The sequence below is a fragment of the Stappia sp. BW2 genome (genome assembly GCF_008107695.1).
Classification (GTDB): domain Bacteria; phylum Pseudomonadota; class Alphaproteobacteria; order Rhizobiales; family Stappiaceae; genus Roseibium.
This window is the reverse complement of the sequence record NZ_VIRG01000070.1, coordinates 211,872-227,378: the sequence shown is the minus strand read 5'-3', so window position 1 is coordinate 227,378 and position 15,507 is coordinate 211,872. Positions and strand designations below refer to the sequence as shown.

At 60.2% G+C, this 15,507-nt stretch carries 14 protein-coding genes, 2 tRNA genes and 1 pseudogene; 8 read left to right on the top strand and 9 right to left on the bottom strand.

Annotated elements, in window-relative coordinates; genetic code table 11:
- Nucleotides 1–202: 202 nt before the first annotated feature.
- From FMN63_RS19930 to dctP, 6 genes are all read right to left on the bottom strand, one after another.
- On the bottom strand, nt 203–928 hold the full coding sequence (locus FMN63_RS19930; protein WP_148585915.1) for a ribonuclease activity regulator RraA: 726 nt from the start codon (nt 926–928) through the stop codon (nt 203–205).
- Between the two features lie 7 nt (nt 929–935).
- On the bottom strand, nt 936–2,669 hold the full coding sequence (araD, locus tag FMN63_RS19925; protein WP_148585914.1) for an L-arabinonate dehydratase: 1,734 nt from the start codon (nt 2,667–2,669) through the stop codon (nt 936–938).
- A 4-nt stretch (nt 2,670–2,673) separates the two neighbouring features.
- Entirely contained in the window at nt 2,674–2,838 is a 165-nt protein-coding gene (locus FMN63_RS29590) for a hypothetical protein (RefSeq protein WP_162855072.1), read from the bottom strand.
- A 10-nt stretch (nt 2,839–2,848) separates the two neighbouring features.
- Complete coding sequence (locus tag FMN63_RS19920; RefSeq protein ID WP_148585913.1) at nt 2,849–4,165, bottom strand: TRAP transporter large permease; 1,317 nt, start codon at nt 4,163–4,165, stop codon at nt 2,849–2,851.
- The gene (locus tag FMN63_RS19915) at nt 4,155–4,676 is read right to left on the bottom strand and encodes a TRAP transporter small permease subunit (RefSeq protein ID WP_162855071.1); all 522 of its coding nucleotides are present in this window, start codon (nt 4,674–4,676) and stop codon (nt 4,155–4,157) included. The genes FMN63_RS19920 and FMN63_RS19915 overlap by 11 nt, the downstream gene beginning before the upstream one ends.
- 159 nt (nt 4,677–4,835) lie before the next feature.
- A complete protein-coding gene (gene dctP / locus FMN63_RS19910; RefSeq protein WP_148585911.1) occupies nt 4,836–5,858 on the bottom strand; it encodes a TRAP transporter substrate-binding protein DctP in 1,023 nt (340 codons plus the stop codon).
- A 132-nt stretch (nt 5,859–5,990) separates the two neighbouring features.
- Between dctP and FMN63_RS19905 the strand changes: the two genes are divergently transcribed.
- Nucleotides 5,991–6,716, top strand: a complete 726-nt coding sequence (locus FMN63_RS19905) for a GntR family transcriptional regulator (protein ID WP_148585910.1) — start codon at nt 5,991–5,993, stop codon at nt 6,714–6,716.
- Between the two features lie 39 nt (nt 6,717–6,755).
- Here the strand turns inward: FMN63_RS19905 and FMN63_RS19900 are convergent, their stop codons facing one another.
- Nucleotides 6,756–7,343 (bottom strand): TetR/AcrR family transcriptional regulator, encoded by a 588-nt coding sequence (locus tag FMN63_RS19900; protein WP_148585909.1) that lies wholly within the window; start codon nt 7,341–7,343, stop codon nt 6,756–6,758.
- An 86-nt stretch (nt 7,344–7,429) separates the two neighbouring features.
- Between FMN63_RS19900 and FMN63_RS19895 the strand changes: the two genes are divergently transcribed.
- From FMN63_RS19895 to metK, 3 genes are all read left to right on the top strand, one after another.
- Nucleotides 7,430–8,233 (top strand): crotonase/enoyl-CoA hydratase family protein, encoded by an 804-nt coding sequence (locus FMN63_RS19895; protein ID WP_148585908.1) that lies wholly within the window; start codon nt 7,430–7,432, stop codon nt 8,231–8,233.
- 464 nt (nt 8,234–8,697) lie between these two features.
- On the top strand, nt 8,698–10,389 hold the full coding sequence (locus FMN63_RS19890; protein WP_148585907.1) for a glycine/sarcosine N-methyltransferase: 1,692 nt from the start codon (nt 8,698–8,700) through the stop codon (nt 10,387–10,389).
- A gap of 86 nt (nt 10,390–10,475) precedes the next feature.
- Complete coding sequence (metK, locus tag FMN63_RS19885; RefSeq protein ID WP_148585906.1) at nt 10,476–11,663, top strand: methionine adenosyltransferase; 1,188 nt, start codon at nt 10,476–10,478, stop codon at nt 11,661–11,663.
- 70 nt (nt 11,664–11,733) lie between these two features.
- On the opposite strand, the pseudogene FMN63_RS19880 reads toward metK, so the two are convergent.
- A pseudogene (locus FMN63_RS19880) lies at nt 11,734–12,057 on the bottom strand (Rossmann-fold NAD(P)-binding domain-containing protein); the annotation flags it as partial.
- 148 nt (nt 12,058–12,205) lie between these two features.
- Nucleotides 12,206–12,655, bottom strand: a complete 450-nt coding sequence (locus FMN63_RS19875; RefSeq protein WP_148585905.1) for a ketosteroid isomerase-related protein — start codon at nt 12,653–12,655, stop codon at nt 12,206–12,208.
- A 370-nt stretch (nt 12,656–13,025) separates the two neighbouring features.
- Between FMN63_RS19875 and FMN63_RS19870 the strand changes: the two genes are divergently transcribed.
- The 4 genes from FMN63_RS19870 (at nt 13,026) to FMN63_RS19855 (ending at nt 15,463) form a co-directional block, all read left to right on the top strand.
- A tRNA-Thr gene (locus tag FMN63_RS19870) sits at nt 13,026–13,098 on the top strand.
- A tRNA-Leu gene (locus tag FMN63_RS19865) sits at nt 13,099–13,174 on the top strand.
- Nucleotides 13,175–13,562: 388 nt separating this feature from the next.
- Nucleotides 13,563–14,720 carry a slipin family protein gene (locus FMN63_RS19860; protein WP_148585904.1) on the top strand — a complete coding sequence of 386 codons (1,158 nt, stop codon included), beginning with the start codon at nt 13,563–13,565 and terminating at the stop codon, nt 14,718–14,720.
- Nucleotides 14,721–14,911: 191 nt separating this feature from the next.
- Entirely contained in the window at nt 14,912–15,463 is a 552-nt protein-coding gene (locus FMN63_RS19855; RefSeq protein ID WP_148585903.1) for an RNA 2'-phosphotransferase, read from the top strand.
- Nucleotides 15,464–15,507 lie beyond the last annotated feature (44 nt).

Genomic DNA, 15,507 nt, shown 5'->3' with positions numbered 1-15,507 from the left:
CCCTCATCCTGAGGAGCCGCCTGGCGGCGTCTCGAAGGATCGGCGACACACACTCTAGAGCAAACTGCCCATCCTTCGAGACAGCGCTACGCGCTTCCTCAGGATGAAGTTGTGAGTGTAGTGTGGGTGTGGGTGACGAAAGCGCCAGTCGACCACGTCAGCCCATTCGATCCGCGACTGTTTCACCGCGGCTCGCTAGCCCCTACCGGCCGGTCTTCTGCCGCCAGGCTTCGTATTTCTGAACGTTCTCTTCCTTCGTCGGCGGATAGAGGCCGATAATCGGGGTTCCGGCCTGAACCTCCTCCAGCACGAAATCCTCGAAGCTCTCCATGCCGGTGCATTCGTCCGCCAGTTCATCGGCCAGATGTGCCGGGATCACCATGACGCCGTCCTTGTCGCCGACCAGAACGTCACCCGGGAACACCGGAGCGTCGCCACAGGAGATCGGCACGTTGATGTCGAGCGCCTCATGAAGAGTCAGGTTGGTTGGCGCCGAGGGCTTGGCGTAATAGGCGGGCATGTCCAGTGCGCCGATGCCTTCCGCATCCCGGAAACCGCCGTCGGAGACGACGCCTGCGGCACCGCGCAGCGCCAACCGCGTGATCAGGATGGAGCCTGCCGTTGCCGCGCGGGCGTCCTTGCGGGCATCCATCACCAGCACGTGGCCCGGCGGACAGGTTTCCACGGCAACTCGCTGCGGGTGGTCCGGATTGCGGAAAACCGTGATCGGATTTCGGTCTTCCCGCGCCGGGATATAGCGCAGCGTGAAGGCCTGACCGACCATGTTTTCGTCTTTCGGGGCGACAGGCACAACGCCCTGGATGAACTGGTTGCGCAGGCCGCGCTTGTAGAGCGCCGTCGCAATGGAAGCGGTCGAAACCTTTTTCAGCTTCGCACGGGTGTCGTCGGAAAGGGTGTAGTCGCTCATGATGTCCTCAGAAGATATCGGGTTCGCCTGCGGTACGGCCGAAGTCGGATTGCAGGAAGTCGAAGTCGCAGCCCTTGTCAGCCTGTGTGACATGCCGCTGGTAGAGATAGCCGAACCCGCGCTCGTACCGGGGGACCGGCGCTTGCCAGGCAGCCTTGCGGGCCTCCAGTTCCGCCTCGTCCACCACCATGTCGAGCAGGCGGTTCGCAAGATCGAGCCGGACGATGTCGCCCGTCTTCAACAATGCCAGCGGTCCACCGACATAGCTTTCAGGCGCCACATGAAGCACGCAGGCGCCATAGGACGTGCCGGACATGCGCGCATCGGAGATCCGCAGCATGTCGCGATGGCCCTGCTTGATCAGCGCTTTGGGGATCGGCAGCATGCCCCATTCGGGAAAACCCGGTCCGCCTTGAGGCCCTGCATTGCGCAGCACCAGAACATGATCGGGCGTAACCTCAAGGGTCTCATCGTCAATGGCCGCCTTCATGTCCGGATAGCTGTCGAACACCAGTGCCGGTCCTTCGTGATAGTGGAACTTCGGATCGCAGGCCGCCGGTTTGATCACCGCACCGTCCGGGCACAGATTGCCGCGCAGAACGGCGAGCGATCCTTCCCGGTAGACCGGATTGGACAGCGGACGAATGACGTCGTCGTTATAGACCACCGCGCCTTCCAGGTTCTCACCCAGTGTCTTGCCGGTGATGGTCAGGGCAGAAAGATCCAGCCGATCCTCGATCTGTTTCATCAGCGCGCGCAGACCGCCCGCATAGAAGAAATCCTCCATCAGGTAGTCCTTGCCGGAGGGACGCACATTCGCGATCAACGGCGTCACCCGGCCAAGGGCGTCCAGATCGTCGAGGGACAGATCGACACCCGCCCGGCGCGCCATGGCAATGAGATGGACAACGGCGTTAGTGGAACACCCGGTTGCCATGGCTACGACAGCAGCGTTCCGGCAGGCGGCCTCCGTGACGATACGGTCCGGCGTCAGGTCTTCCCAGACCATCTCGACAATCCGCCTGCCGCAATCGGCCCCCATGCGCTGGTGGCCACTGTCGACAGCCGGAATGGAAGACGCCCCCGGAAGGGTCAGGCCCATCGCATCGGCAATGGCCGTCATCGTCGAGGCCGTGCCCATGGTCATGCAGGTACCGGCCGAGCGGGCGATGCCGCCCTGGATGCCCAGCCATTCCTCGTCGGAAATATTGCCTGCCCGGCGTTCGTCCCAGTATTTCCAGGCATCGGAACCAGAGCCCAGGATCTTGCCGGCGTAATTGCCGCGCAGCATCGGGCCCGCCGGCAGATAGATCATCGGAACGCCAGCCGAAATCGCCCCCATGACAAGACCCGGCGTTGTCTTGTCGCAGCCTCCCATCAGCACCACGCCGTCCAGCGGGTGCGAGCGGATCATCTCTTCCGTCTCCATGGCCAGCATGTTGCGATAGAGCATCGAGGTCGGCTTGGTGAAGCTTTCGTCAACCGAGAGCGACGGCATCTCGACGGGAAAACCTCCCGCCTGGAACACGCCGCGCTTCACATCCTGCACCCGTTCCTTGAAGTGGGCATGGCAGGTGTTCAGCTCCGACCAGGTGTTGAGTACACCGATCATCGGTTTGTTCCGGAAGTCGTCTTCCGAATAGCCAAGTTGCATCAACCGCGAGCGATGACCGAAGCTGCGTAGATCGTCTGGAGCGAACCAGCGCGCGGAACGTAAGTCTTTTGGGGCTTTGTGCGTCATGATTTTATCCGGTGAAGGCAAAGGTCAGCCAGATGACGATGAGGGTGAAGACGAGACCGGCAACTTCCGGCCAATTGCCGAAGCGGTCGTCGCGGCGTTCTTCGTCCGCGAAATCTCCAGGTGTGATGTCCTCATCCTGGCGGGTAAGATCCTTGTCTGTGATTTTCATCTAAGCCTCCTCAATCCAGCAGGTTCGGCAGCCAAAGCGCCAGATCTGGGAAAAACAGCACCAGGAACAGGCCGACAGCCTGCAACGCGATGAACGGCAGCACGGCAGCGAAGATTTCCTGAAGCTGGATGTCCTTTGGCGCCACGGACTTCAGGAAGAAGCAGGCAGGGCCAAAGGGGGGCGACAGGTAGTAGATCTGGATGTTCATGGCGAAGAGCACCCCGAACCAGACCGGATCGAACCCGAGATCCACCACCACCGGCGCGAAGATCGGCACCGTGATGAAGATGATTGCAATCCATTCCAGGAAGGTTCCGAGCAGCATCACGATCAGCATCATGACGGCGATCACCAGGATGGGTGCGATATCGAGGGAGGTCAGCAGGCCGCGCAGGAATTCGCCGCCACCGATCCGGTTGTAGATGCCGATCAGCGAGACAGCCCCCAGCACCAGCCAGATGATGGAGCCGACCGTCAACACCGTCTGGCGCATGGCATCGCGTGCCATCTTCCAGGTCAGCTCGTTCCGGATGGCGGCAACCACAAGCGCACCGACAGCGCCAACCGCAGCCGCCTCCGTGACGGTGGCAACACCGGAATAGATCACCCCGAGTACGGCGCCGATCAGAAGCCCAGGCAGGACGACGCCCTTCAGAAACTTGACGCGCTGGAACAGCGGCAACCCGGTTTCGGGAATATCGTAGATTGGCGCCAACGCCGGATTCAGCCGGACCCGAACCAGTATGTAGGTGATGAACAGGCTTGCGAGGATCAGCCCCGGCACCGCGGAGGCGGCGAAGAGCTTGGTGATCGACACCTGGGCGGCAAGGCCATAGACGATCAGGACCACCGAGGGCGGGATCAGCGTTGCCAGGGCACCGGCTGCGCAGATGATGCCGATGGAAAGCTTGCGGTCATAGCCCAGGCGCAACATCTGCGGCAGAGCGATCAGACCCAGCATGACGATCTCGCCGCCCATGATGCCGGACATTGCCGCCAGCACCACCGCAACGACACAAGTCTGCACCGCCACCGAACCGCGGAAGCGCCCACCCAGGATCGCCATACTGTCGAACAGCGACTGCGCGATGCCCGATCGTTCCAGAACATTGGCCATGAAGACGAAGAAGGGAACGGCTATCAACTCATACTTGTGAAGAACCTCGCCGACATTGGCGGCAACGATGAAGAAGCCGGCACGTTCGCCGAAATAGAGGATCGCGGTCGCCAGCGACACCGTCAGCGTGGTTATGCCAAGCGGCACGCCCAGCGCCATCAGCCCCAGCAGCGCAACGACGATCAGAAGGGTGATGATTTCAATGCCCACCGGCGATCTCCCCTTCGGTGCGCTGGAACCAGCGAATGATGTTTGCGACAAGCTGGAGGATGTAGAGAACGCAGCCCACGACAAGCAGGGTCTTGAGATAGGTCGGCTGGATCGAATTGAGTGCGGTGCCGGAATGCTCGGTGCGCTTCAGCACCTTCAGCATCGGGTCCCACAGGGCCAGGGTCAGAACGCCCACGGCACCTGCCGCGATCAGCATCTGCAACAGCCGCATGACGTGCCAGACGCGGGGGCTGACCAGCGTTTCGATCATGGTGATGGAAATATGCCGCTGCCGCTGGGTTACATATCCAACAGCAAGCACCCAGGCCGAGGCACAGAGCGTCATGGCAAGTTCCGTTGACCAGACCGTCGGCCTGTCAAAGCCGTAGCGCATCACCACCTCGAGGGCCGAGACTGCGATACACGCAAAAAACAGCACGGAGCAGCCATGGCCGATGAACACGCTGACATGGTCCATGATTTCGGCATAGCGCGCGAATAGGCGTTTCATCATCCCTCCCGAAATGCAGGTAGATCTTGCTGGAAAGCCTTGAACGTCGGCCCTGGCGCTGGGCTTCACAGCTGTGTCCAGCCCAACACCCTGGCAGCGAACCCCGGCGCCCTCACCTCACCGGAAGCAAGGCAGGGGCACGCGGTTCTGCGACACGCCTCAGTTTTTGAAGAGACCGATCCCGGTCATGTAGGAGATGTTCGCGTCCAGAGCTTCCTTGGCAAGGTCGGACTTCTGAGCGTAGGCCTCCCACTCCTTGCGGGCGATCTCGCGCAGCTGGTCGCGATCTTCCTGGGCCCAGTTGATCACTTCGATCTTCTCGCCCTCGCTGTCTCTGGCGGCGAGTTCCTTGTCCTTCTTGTCGACTTCCGCCGCCATTGCGAACATGGCGTCATACCACCAGTCGCGCAGAGCTTTCTGGTCTTCCGCACTCAGCGCATCCCACTTTGCCTTGTTGATGGTGAACTGCATCGACGGCATGGAATGGATGCCCGGATAAAGCGGGTATGGCGCTACGTCATGGAGACCGGTTGCGTCATTGTTGACATAAGCCGAGGCATCGGCGGCATCGACAATGCCTTTTTCCAGCGCGCCATAGACCTCGGAGAAGGGAATGGAAACCGGCGATGCGCCAGCAGCCTGGAAAACGGCTGCGGCAAGCCCTTCCGGCGAGCGGATCTTCTTGCCGGCCAGATCTTCGAATGTGCGGATCGGCACACGGGCCGGCAGCGCCTCACGGGAATAAGGGCCGCAAGCCACAACCTGCACTTCACCACCGGTGACGGCATCGGCGGCCTTCTGCATCACGGCTTCGCCGCCGCCATCCTTGCAGAAGCCAAGCATCTGCTGCGGCGTGTCATAGCCGGAAATGAGATCGCCCATGATGGCATATGCCGGTTCACGGCCCGCGAAGTAGTTCACGGACGTGAAGTCGCCGTCCAGAACGCCAGCGGCAACCGCATCGGGTGTTTCCCTTGCCGGAACCACGGACCCGTTCGGCGTCAACTGGATCTCGACACGGCCGTCGGTCATTTCCTTGATCTTCGGCAGCCAGTTTTCCGTCAGATACTGGGTGGAAAAGTCCCCTGCATTGAATGAGGTCTGAATGCTGAAGGTCTCTGCCTGCGCGATTGTTGCGATGACGGAGACCGAAGCTGCCAGGGCAGCGGCGGTGAATTTCATGGTGTCCTCCACTCGATTGCGCGGGGAACTCCTCCTCCCGCTATCTGATGCATTAATATATTAGTGCATTTCTTGCAAGTGTGTTCTATCTTCTGCCGAGAGGAATCGTGCATTCGAACAAGAGGATCAGCGATGAGGGTTGAACTGGATCAGATGCTGAATGACCCGGGCAAGGTGTCAGACACCGGTAGCGGAGAACGGATTCGCCGCATCTCCGTCAGTCAGCAAATCCAGGAATCGCTGCGCGCCCGGATCATCTCGCTGGAGCTCAAACCCGGCCTCAGCCTGTCGCGGACGGATCTCGCCTCGCACTATGGCGTCAGCCAGACACCCGTGCGCGACGCCATGATGAAGCTTGAAGAAGAGGGATTGCTGACCATCTATCCGCAATCCAAGACCGAAGTGTCGAAGATCGATGTCGACCACGCCCGCGAAACCCAGTTCCTGCGCCTGTCGCTGGAGCTGGAAGTGACCCGAACCCTGGCGAAACAGGAAGACAAATCGTCCATCGCACCGGCGCGGCAACTCCTCCGGCTTCAGGAAACAGCCCTTGCCGAAGGCGATCTCAGCCTCTTTGCCACCTTCGACAAACAGTTTCACCTGTCCCTGTTCAAGGCCGTCGGGCTTTCCAACCTGTCTCAGCTCGTTGCGTCGCGCTCGGGCCATATCGACCGCTTGCGCAACCTCAACCTGCCGGATCCCGGCAAACCGGCCAGCATCCTGCGGTACCACGCGTTGATTCTCGAAGGCATGGAAACAAGCGACGAACCGGCAACGGAAGCTGCCGTGCGCGAACATCTGTCGGGTACCCTGAAACAGGTCGACCAGATCGTCGCCAGAAACCCGAAATTCTTCTGAGGTGTTACCTCATAAATGAAGATGAAACGGTGCCGACCTTCAGGTGGCCTGTCTGGCCCTTGCCGACGCCACCAGGGCCCGCGCTGCCTCTCCCGCAGCTTCCGCATATGCCGGATCGCGGTGAACCAGGATCGTTGAAAACGCGCCATCCAGCAGCAAAACGATATGCCTGGCAAGGTCCGGCGCGCTACCAATACCCGCGGCCTCGAATTCTTCCCTCATCCAGGTCTCGAATTTCTTCTTGTGCCCGGCTCCGACCTTCATCGCCGGGTGCCCGGGCATATTGGCAAGTTCCGCCGCCGTGCGAAGAAAACCGCACCCCTTCCACTTCGGATGCCTTGCAGAGACCGCTATCTGCCGGAAGATCGCCTGAACCTTATCCGGAAGCTCACCTTCGGCCTCACCGAACCATTTGCGGAACTGTTTGAGGTTCGGCTGATCGCGCGACGCCAGATAGGCTTCAATCAGGTCGTCCTTGCTCTTGAAATGATAGTAGACCGTCTTTTTGGTGATGCCCGCCTTTTCCGCGATCGTATCGAGACTGACGGCACGAATCCCCTCTGCGTAGAAGAGCTTGTTGGCAGCGGTCAGGATCCGCTCTCTGGCTGTCTCGGCAGGCTTGTTCATCCACCAAGTATACTCACCAGTGAATATACTTCAATGCTCCTCACCGCTAGCGTCCTCCTATCGACATCAAACCAAGGACACAGCCCATGACCACTCCCGTTCTTCTGGACCGCCATGGCCCGATCGCACTTCTGACGATCAACCGGCCGGAAAAACTGAATGCACTCGATTACGCAACGAACGACCTCCTTCTGGCTCATCTGAACGAGCTGGAACCGGACGACGGCGTTGGTGCTGTCGTCATCACCGGAGCAGGCAGGCGCGCCTTTTCGGCCGGCGGAGACATTCACGAATTCTCGCGCAGCATTGCAGACGGCATAGAGGCCGCGGTACGTGACTTCTGCCAGCGGGGGCAGCGCATGACCGCCCGTTTGGAAGATTATCCCAAACCGGTCATTGCCGCGGTCAACGGTCTGGCTTACGGCGGCGGCTGCGAGATTACCGAAGCGGTCCATCTTGCCGTTACCTGCGAAAGTGCGCTCTTTGCCAAACCGGAAATCACTATTGGCATCCCGCCAACCTTCGGCGGCACCCAGCGCCTGCCACGCCTGGCAGGCCGCAAGCGGGCCCTGGAAATGCTTCTGACCGGCGACAGTTTCTCCGCAGCAAGAGCGCTTGATATTGGTCTGGTCAATCAGGTTGTCGCCGACGGCAGGGAACTGGACGCAGCCTTCGCCCTGGCAAAGCGCATCCTGCGACACTCTCCCCTCGCCGCTTCCAGGATCCTGACCGCTGTCACACGCGGCCTGAATACGACCATCACAGAAGGCCTGCGGATCGAACAGGAACAGTTTGCCCGCATGGCAGCCACGCGGGACGTTCACGAGGGTCTCACAGCCTGGATCGAGCGGCGCATGCCGGACTATCAAGGTGCTGAGGCCAAGCAGTAAAACCGATATGCACGCATGACGGGCGCCGCTCGAATTCATGTCAAAAAAGTTTTACAAAAAAAATATCTGACTGATTACAGAAGTTTAGCGGGCAGCCTTTGGTCTAATCCCCATTATTCCGGCACCGGCTGTTGTAATGAACCCGTTGTTTGTTAATGTTCCGCCATCCAATGACTGAAAGGCGCGCGCCGCTTCCACAGCGGATGGACCGGGCACCAGACAGCTCGCCGTCCGCATCTGCAGCACTCCTTAGCTGCCTTGTGCGCCTTCCAGAAAAGTCCGGCATCCGACCTTTTGCGCAACGGGTCGGCAAAATTCCGTCCAGTGCACCTCGCACCACCTGCCGGGCTTGAAGCAGAACATTTCCGACGCTCGCTGCCCGACTCCCGGGCGGCGCCTGAGCGCGTGTACGTTGCGGCCTGTTCCGTGCGGCATCGCTCGACCTCAAAAAGGAGACGATATCCATGAAGGCTGAACAGCTGGCCCTCAATGCCGAATTGCAACTGGACGAGCAGGCTTATGGCCAGGATCCGATTGCAAACCGGGAGACCGATCTCTATCGCGGCGAATACATCATGTCGTTCGTGGAAAAGTGGGACGAGTTGATCGACTGGGATGCCCGGGCAGACAGCGAGGGACAGTTCTTCATGGACGTGCTGCGTGCACGCGGCAAGGAAACCGTTCTCGATGTCGCCACCGGGACGGGCTTTCATTCGGTGCGCCTGACCCGTGCCGGTTTCAACGTCACATCGGCAGACGGCTCCGCCGCCATGCTGGCGAAGGCCTTCCAGAACGGCCAGAAACGCGGCATGATCCTGAAAACCGTTCAGGCCGACTGGCGTTGGCTCAACCGGGACATCCAGGGCAAATACGACGCCATCATCTGTCTTGGCAATTCCTTCACGCACCTTCACGACGAACTGGATCGCCGCCGCGCGCTTGCCGAGTTCTATGCCGCACTCAAACATGACGGGATCCTGATCATCGATCAGCGCAACTACGATGCGATGCTCGACCATGGCTTTTCGAACAAGCACAAATACTACTACGCCGGCGAGAAGGTGAAGGCCGAACCGATCCACATGGACGACGGCCTCGCCCGATTCAAATACAGCTTTCCCGATGGCGCCGAGTACACGCTCAACATGTGCCCCATCCGCAAGAACTACATGCGCCGCCTCCTGTCGGAAGCAGGCTTCGAACGGGTCCGCACCTATGGTGACTTCCAGGAAACCTTTGCCGAAGACGATCCGGACTTCTTCATCCACATTGCCGAAAAATCCAGCCTGCAACTGGTGCGCTGGGGTGGTGCGCGGCCTGAAGACGGCTCCAGGGACATCCGCGAGGTCGCAGAAAGCTACTACGACAGTGACGACGCCGACACCTTCTACAGCCTTGTCTGGGGCGGTCAGGACCTGCACATCGGCCTTTATGACACCACCAGCAACATCCGCGAAGCCTCGGATCTGACCATCGATGAGATGGCCGGCATGCTGCCGAACCTCGGCAAGGACGCCAAGGTTCTCGACATTGGCTCCGGCTATGGCGGCGCCATGCGCAAGCTGGTCAAGGCCAGTGGCTGCAGCGCTGTCTGCCTGAACATCTCCGATGTCCAGAACGACACCAACCGGCACCGCAATATTCAGCAAGGCTTCAAGGACAGGATCCGGGTCGAGCACGGCGTTTTCGAGGATATCCCGGAAGAACCGGAAAGCTTCGAGATCGTCTGGAGCCAGGATGCGATCCTGCACTCCGACCAGCGCCACAAGGTGCTTCAGGAAGTCTACCGGGTTCTCAAGCCGGGCGGCTACTTCATTTTCACCGACCCGATGCAGGCAGATGATGCCGATCCGAATGCGCTTCAGCCGGTTTATGACCGCCTGCAGCTCAACAGCCTGGGGTCGATGCGCTTCTACCGTGAGACGGCCGAAACCCTCGGCTTTGAGACCGTCGAACAACGGGACATGACGCAGCAGCTGCGCAATCACTATTTCCGGGTACGTGAGGAACTGCTCGCCAACTACGACAAGCTGCGCAACGAAGGCGCGTCGGCAGACTATCTCGACAAGATGGCGCTCGGCCTCATGAACTGGGTCAACGCTGCGGACGACGGTCAACTCGCCTGGGGCATCCAGCTTTTCCGCAAGCCTGCCTGATCCCCTTCCTTCCCGATCCCCTGCCCGGCGCGTCAAGGCTGCACCGGGCACCACTTCCCTTTAAAAAAAACGACGAGGAGCGCACAATGACGCAAAGATCCTGGCTATTCACCAGCGAATCCGTCTCCGAGGGACACCCGGACAAGGTCTGTGACCGGATTTCCGACACCATTCTGGACGCTTTCCTGGAACAGGACCCTAACGCACGCGTTGCCTGCGAAACGCTGACCACCACCAATCACGTCACCATCGCGGGCGAAGTTCGCGGGCCCGATCAGGTCATGGACAACGTGGAGAACCTGGTGCGTGAAGCCGTCCGCGATATTGGCTATGAGCAGGAAGGCTTCCACTGGGAAACGCTGGAAGTGATCAACCGCCTGCACCGTCAGTCGGCAGACATCGCCATGGGTGTCGATGAAGGCGACAGGGGCGAGGAAGGTGCCGGCGACCAGGGCATCATGTTCGGTTACGCCTGCAACGAGACCGAAGAGCTGATGCCGGCGCCGATCTTGCTGTCGCACAAGATCCTGCGCACCATGGCCGAAGCCCGGAAGTCCGGCCGCGAGCCGCGCCTTGGTCCGGATTCCAAGAGCCAGGTGACGCTTCGCTATGAAAATGGTCGTCCGACCGGCATCGATGCCGTGGTCGTTTCCACCCAGCACGGCGAAAACGTCAGCCAGGAAGACGTGCGCGAAGCGGTCCTGCCGTTCATCCTGCACGCTCTGCCCGTCGGCTGGTCCGTTCCCGACAATCGGATCTACATCAACCCGACGGGCCGTTTCGTGATTGGCGGACCGGATGGCGATGCCGGCCTCACCGGCCGCAAGATCATCGTTGATACTTATGGCGGCGCAGCTCCGCATGGCGGTGGTGCCTTTTCCGGCAAGGATCCGACCAAGGTCGACCGGTCGGCTGCCTATGCCTCGCGGTACCTTGCCAAGAACGTGGTTGCTGCCGGCCTTGCCGACAAATGCCTGATCCAGCTCGCCTATGCCATCGGCATGCCGGAGCCGGTCGCCGTCTATGTCGACACGCAGGGAACCGGCAAGGTGGATGAAGTCGCGCTCGGCAAGACCTTGCGCGAGATGGTGCGCCTGACGCCGCGCGGCATTCGCGAGCGGCTTGGCCTGTCGAAGCCGATCTACGCCCGCACCGCTGCTTACGGCCACTTCGGCCGCGCACCGGAAGAAGACGGCGGTTTCGGCTGGGAGAGAACCGATCTTGCCGACGAACTCGCCCGGCACTTCGGCGCCCGTGCGGATGCGGCCGAATAAACGACCAAAGCAATACCGGCGCGGCAATCGTCGCGCCGGGTATTCGTCCAGTTTCGTGTGACGCCTGGCCTCAGAACCTTTCCACGCTCGGCCGCAGCTCAAGCTCGGATGTCCACGCACTCTTGTCCTGACGCGAGATCTCCAGGTACGTCCGCGCGATCGCATCCGGATGGAGGGTCTTGTTCGGGTCGTTATAGGGCGCATCGCGATCCGGATTGTAGATCCCCCCGTCGATAACGAAATGAACCACGTGGATGTTTTGCGGCGACAGTTCCCGGGCCAGCGACTGGCACAAGCCGCGCAGGGCGAATTTACCCATGGCAAAAGGTGCTGATTTCGGGAAACCCTTGATGCCGGCGGAAGCACCGGTGAACAGCATCACACCATAGACATTGACGTCGAACAGATCCTGTGCGTCGCAATCACCAGCGATCGTGCGTTTCAGGCACAAAAAAGCTCTCCGTGGACGCCCCCGGAGAGCTGACTGTTCACCTGTTATTTTGGCCTGTCCGGCGCCGTTGAAGTGGAACCACCGCTACGGCTCAGACCTCTTCTGGCACCGTTTCTTCCCCGTTCTCCACCCCTTCCGATACCTGGTCTATCCAGTCCTGCAGGTTGTAATAGGTGGTGATGCGGGCGATCTGGCCGTCGCGGATCTCGAAGAAGCTTCCCGCCGGCAGCTTGTAGGTCTGACCGTTCGCGGGCGGCAGGTCGTTGTCGCTGCCGATATAGCTGCCATGAACGATGAACTCGGCGGCGGCCCGTGTGCCGTCCTCGTTGACGAACAGCTCGATATCGCTGAGACGCTCCTTGTAGCAGCGTGTCATGTGAACGTTGAAGGACCAGAATTTGTCCTTGCCGACACGGCGCTCGCCCTGGTTCACGTCATGAATCAGATCGTCAGTTACAAGGCTCTCCATTTTCTTGGTATCGCCGGCATTGAAAGCGGCGAAATAGGTGTCGATCAGAAACCGGGACTGTTTGTTGGGCATAGGTCCTCGCAAGGGCGGAAACTCAATCTGGCCGGGAGTGTGCCTCCGCCGCCTGACCGGCGCAAGAGGCAGACAGAATTGCGGTTTACGGTTCTTCACCGAAACCACTTGAAACCAAACAAAGTCCTTTTCCCGAGCCCACTCTGCCCCACAAAGGCAAAGTTGCCCAAATGCAACATAGTGTATCCCTATTGCAACACTTATCTCCAAGCGTAAAATTGACTGTTGCATCGAGCCCTGATCTCGCAGTATCAACTCCTCGCCGGTCACTGACCCGACACAGACATCAACGGTTAGGCCATTTTCGCCACCCGCATGATCAGGCCCTGCCCACTCATGTACGGATGCTGTTCTGGTGGACCAGGCACCATCACATGTAGCTCAGCGGTTAGAGCGTCAGGCAAGTTGCCTGGAAGTCACAGGTTCGAATCCTGTCTTGTGAATTTTGGATAGCCAACTGGTAAAGGCACCGGATTTAGTTTCCGCTAGACGGGGGTTCGAATCCCTCTCCAAAAGCCACGGCCTCAAACGCCGAACTGGCCTTCCACGCCAGCAGCTCTGCAAGCTGTTCCATAAGGGGCCTGAAGAGGTCTTGCGAACGCGGACCGAGCGTCTTTTGCCTTCGGGCGAAAGTGCCTGACCGCCGACGCCAGGTCGCTTCGCCCGGCCTTTGGCAAAGGCTCCGCCGCGGCTTTGCCGGAACCGCCTGTTCTCGAACGGGTGGAACCCGCGTTGCCGCCGCGCCGCCCTCTGGCCAAGGGCCCGTCGGGAGACCTCGTGCTCTCTTCAGGTCTCATGATTTCGCCCCGGTTGCCTCATGACGAGCGGCCGGTTTTCTCAACCTCCAACCATTTTCAACACCGGAAAGGACAACCAAGTGCCTTAGCGCTATGGAAGGATTATCGAAATGACGACTTTTCTCGACAAGATCCGCGGGCGAACCCGCGTAGTGATTTCTGAAACGGAACGGGCTCTCCACATCTGCAAGGGCGAGCTCCAGGGTATTCTCGGACCAGGTGAACACAGCCTCCAGAACGGCCGTGGCACACTGGTGGTCGAGCGCCAGTCCATAACGGCGATGCCTCAGTTCCGGTCGACCTACGAGAAGGCGCTCTTCGATAAGCTTCCGCAAGTTGCCGAAGAGCACCTGACCGTTATCCGGACCGGACCGGGGGAAGTGGCCGTTGCGGAACGCGACAACCGCATCCACACCGTGCTTGGCCCGGACGAGCGGCTTGTCCTGTGGACGGATGCCGGCCCGTGGACCTTCGAGGTCATCGACACGGCTGCCGACCCGGCCCTCACGCCGAAGCTCATGCGCCGGCTCGGGGATGCCCGGCAGACGCAGCAGTTCGTGATCGTGCCGGTGAGCGACGGTAACGTTGCCCTGCTCTTCATGGATGGGGTGCTCACCAAGGTGCTTGAAGCCGGCGTACATGCCTTCTGGAAGGCAGGTCGGACCGTGACGCAGAAGGTCATAGACCTCAAGCGTCAGGCCCTTGACGTCACCGGTCAGGAAGTCCTGACCCTCGACCGCGTCACCATCCGGATCAACCTCTCCGCGGACTACCGCGTGGTCGATCCGGTGAAGGCCGCAACCGAGGTGAAGGACTTCACCGACACGCTTTACCGGGCCTTGCAGCTTGTGTTCCGCAAGCAGCTCGGTGCGCTCAAGCTTGACCAGATCCTTGAAAAGAAGGGGGAGGTCAACGCGGAAGCTGCCGAGAAGATCAAGGCCGACATGGCCGAGATTGGTGTCGAGGTCTCCGACATCGTCCTCAAGGATGTGATCCTTCCGGGCGAAATGCGCGAGATCCTCAACAAGGTGGTGACGGCTGAAAAGGAAGCCGAAGCCAACGTGATCCGGCGCCGGGAAGAAACGAACGCAACCCGTTCGCTTCTCAACACGGCAAAGGTCATGGCCGAAAACCCGGTCATGCTTCGGCTCAAGGAGCTCGAAGCGCTCGAAGCGATTGCCGGCAAGGTCGACCGGCTCACGATCCACAACGGAACCGTGGGCCTGATGAACGACATCGTCCGGCTTCGCGACGACAACGCGGCATAAAACGGAACGGCGCGGGGCAACCTGCGCCGTTTCTGTTTCCGCGCGGCCCTGCAAGCCTTAACCGGTCACGCTGCCCCCACTTGCTGAATGCCTGTCAAACCTCGTCACCGGCAATCACAATTGATATTGCGTTCCTGCTTTCACCGGGACCGCAGATTTTGAAAAACACCATCCATTTAAAGAAAAAGACAATGAAAACAGACACAAAGATCTCAAAACGCCTATCTTTCTGGCTAAGGCACAAACCGGAAGACGCCGGTTTGGAGCTATCAGACAACGGCTGGACCGACGTTGCCGCTGTCCTGAACGCCTTCAGCACGCTTGGCCTTGAGTGCAACAGGGACCAGCTTGAAAGAGTGGTCGCGACCAACGACAAGAAACGCTTCGAGTTTTCCAACGACGGCAAACGCATCCGTGCGCGCCAGGGCCATTCGGTGGACATTGACCTCGGCCTGACGGCCTTGACGCCTCCGGAAATCCTGTTCCACGGAACAGCGACCCGCTTTCTGCCGCTCATTCTGGCCGAAGGCCTGAAGCCGATGGCCCGGCACCACGTGCATCTGTCGCCGGATCACCACACCGCGCACAAGGTCGGCAGCCGTCACGGCAAACCTGCCATCCTTCAGGTCGCGGCGGGGGCCATGCAGGCAGACGGGCACCGGTTTTACCGGACGGACAACGGCGTCTGGCTGACGGATGCAGTTCCCACCACCTTCCTGACGATGTCCGAAGGCTCCTCATGACGGTCTTCTGCTCGAGGGCGGAGCTCCGGGGTACACCGGTTCGC

What these genes read in the sequence shown, in the direction of transcription:
- FMN63_RS19895 (WP_148585908.1), top strand. Translation starts at nt 7,430, where the DNA reads ATGACCACTCCCGTTCTTCTGGACCGCCATGGCCCGATCGCACTTCTG.
- FMN63_RS19890 (WP_148585907.1), top strand. Translation starts at nt 8,698, where the DNA reads ATGAAGGCTGAACAGCTGGCCCTCAATGCCGAATTGCAACTGGACGAG.
- FMN63_RS19855 (WP_148585903.1), top strand. Translation starts at nt 14,912, where the DNA reads ATGAAAACAGACACAAAGATCTCAAAACGCCTATCTTTCTGGCTAAGG.
- FMN63_RS29590 (WP_162855072.1), bottom strand. Translation starts at nt 2,838, where the DNA reads ATGAAAATCACAGACAAGGATCTTACCCGCCAGGATGAGGACATCACA.
- FMN63_RS19905 (WP_148585910.1), top strand. Translation starts at nt 5,991, where the DNA reads ATGAGGGTTGAACTGGATCAGATGCTGAATGACCCGGGCAAGGTGTCA.
- FMN63_RS19930 (WP_148585915.1), bottom strand. Translation starts at nt 928, where the DNA reads ATGAGCGACTACACCCTTTCCGACGACACCCGTGCGAAGCTGAAAAAG.
- araD (WP_148585914.1), bottom strand. Translation starts at nt 2,669, where the DNA reads ATGACGCACAAAGCCCCAAAAGACTTACGTTCCGCGCGCTGGTTCGCT.
- FMN63_RS19875 (WP_148585905.1), bottom strand. Translation starts at nt 12,655, where the DNA reads ATGCCCAACAAACAGTCCCGGTTTCTGATCGACACCTATTTCGCCGCT.
- FMN63_RS19860 (WP_148585904.1), top strand. Translation starts at nt 13,563, where the DNA reads ATGACGACTTTTCTCGACAAGATCCGCGGGCGAACCCGCGTAGTGATT.
- metK (WP_148585906.1), top strand. Translation starts at nt 10,476, where the DNA reads ATGACGCAAAGATCCTGGCTATTCACCAGCGAATCCGTCTCCGAGGGA.
- FMN63_RS19900 (WP_148585909.1), bottom strand. Translation starts at nt 7,343, where the DNA reads ATGAACAAGCCTGCCGAGACAGCCAGAGAGCGGATCCTGACCGCTGCC.
- FMN63_RS19915 (WP_162855071.1), bottom strand. Translation starts at nt 4,676, where the DNA reads ATGAAACGCCTATTCGCGCGCTATGCCGAAATCATGGACCATGTCAGC.
- dctP (WP_148585911.1), bottom strand. Translation starts at nt 5,858, where the DNA reads ATGAAATTCACCGCCGCTGCCCTGGCAGCTTCGGTCTCCGTCATCGCA.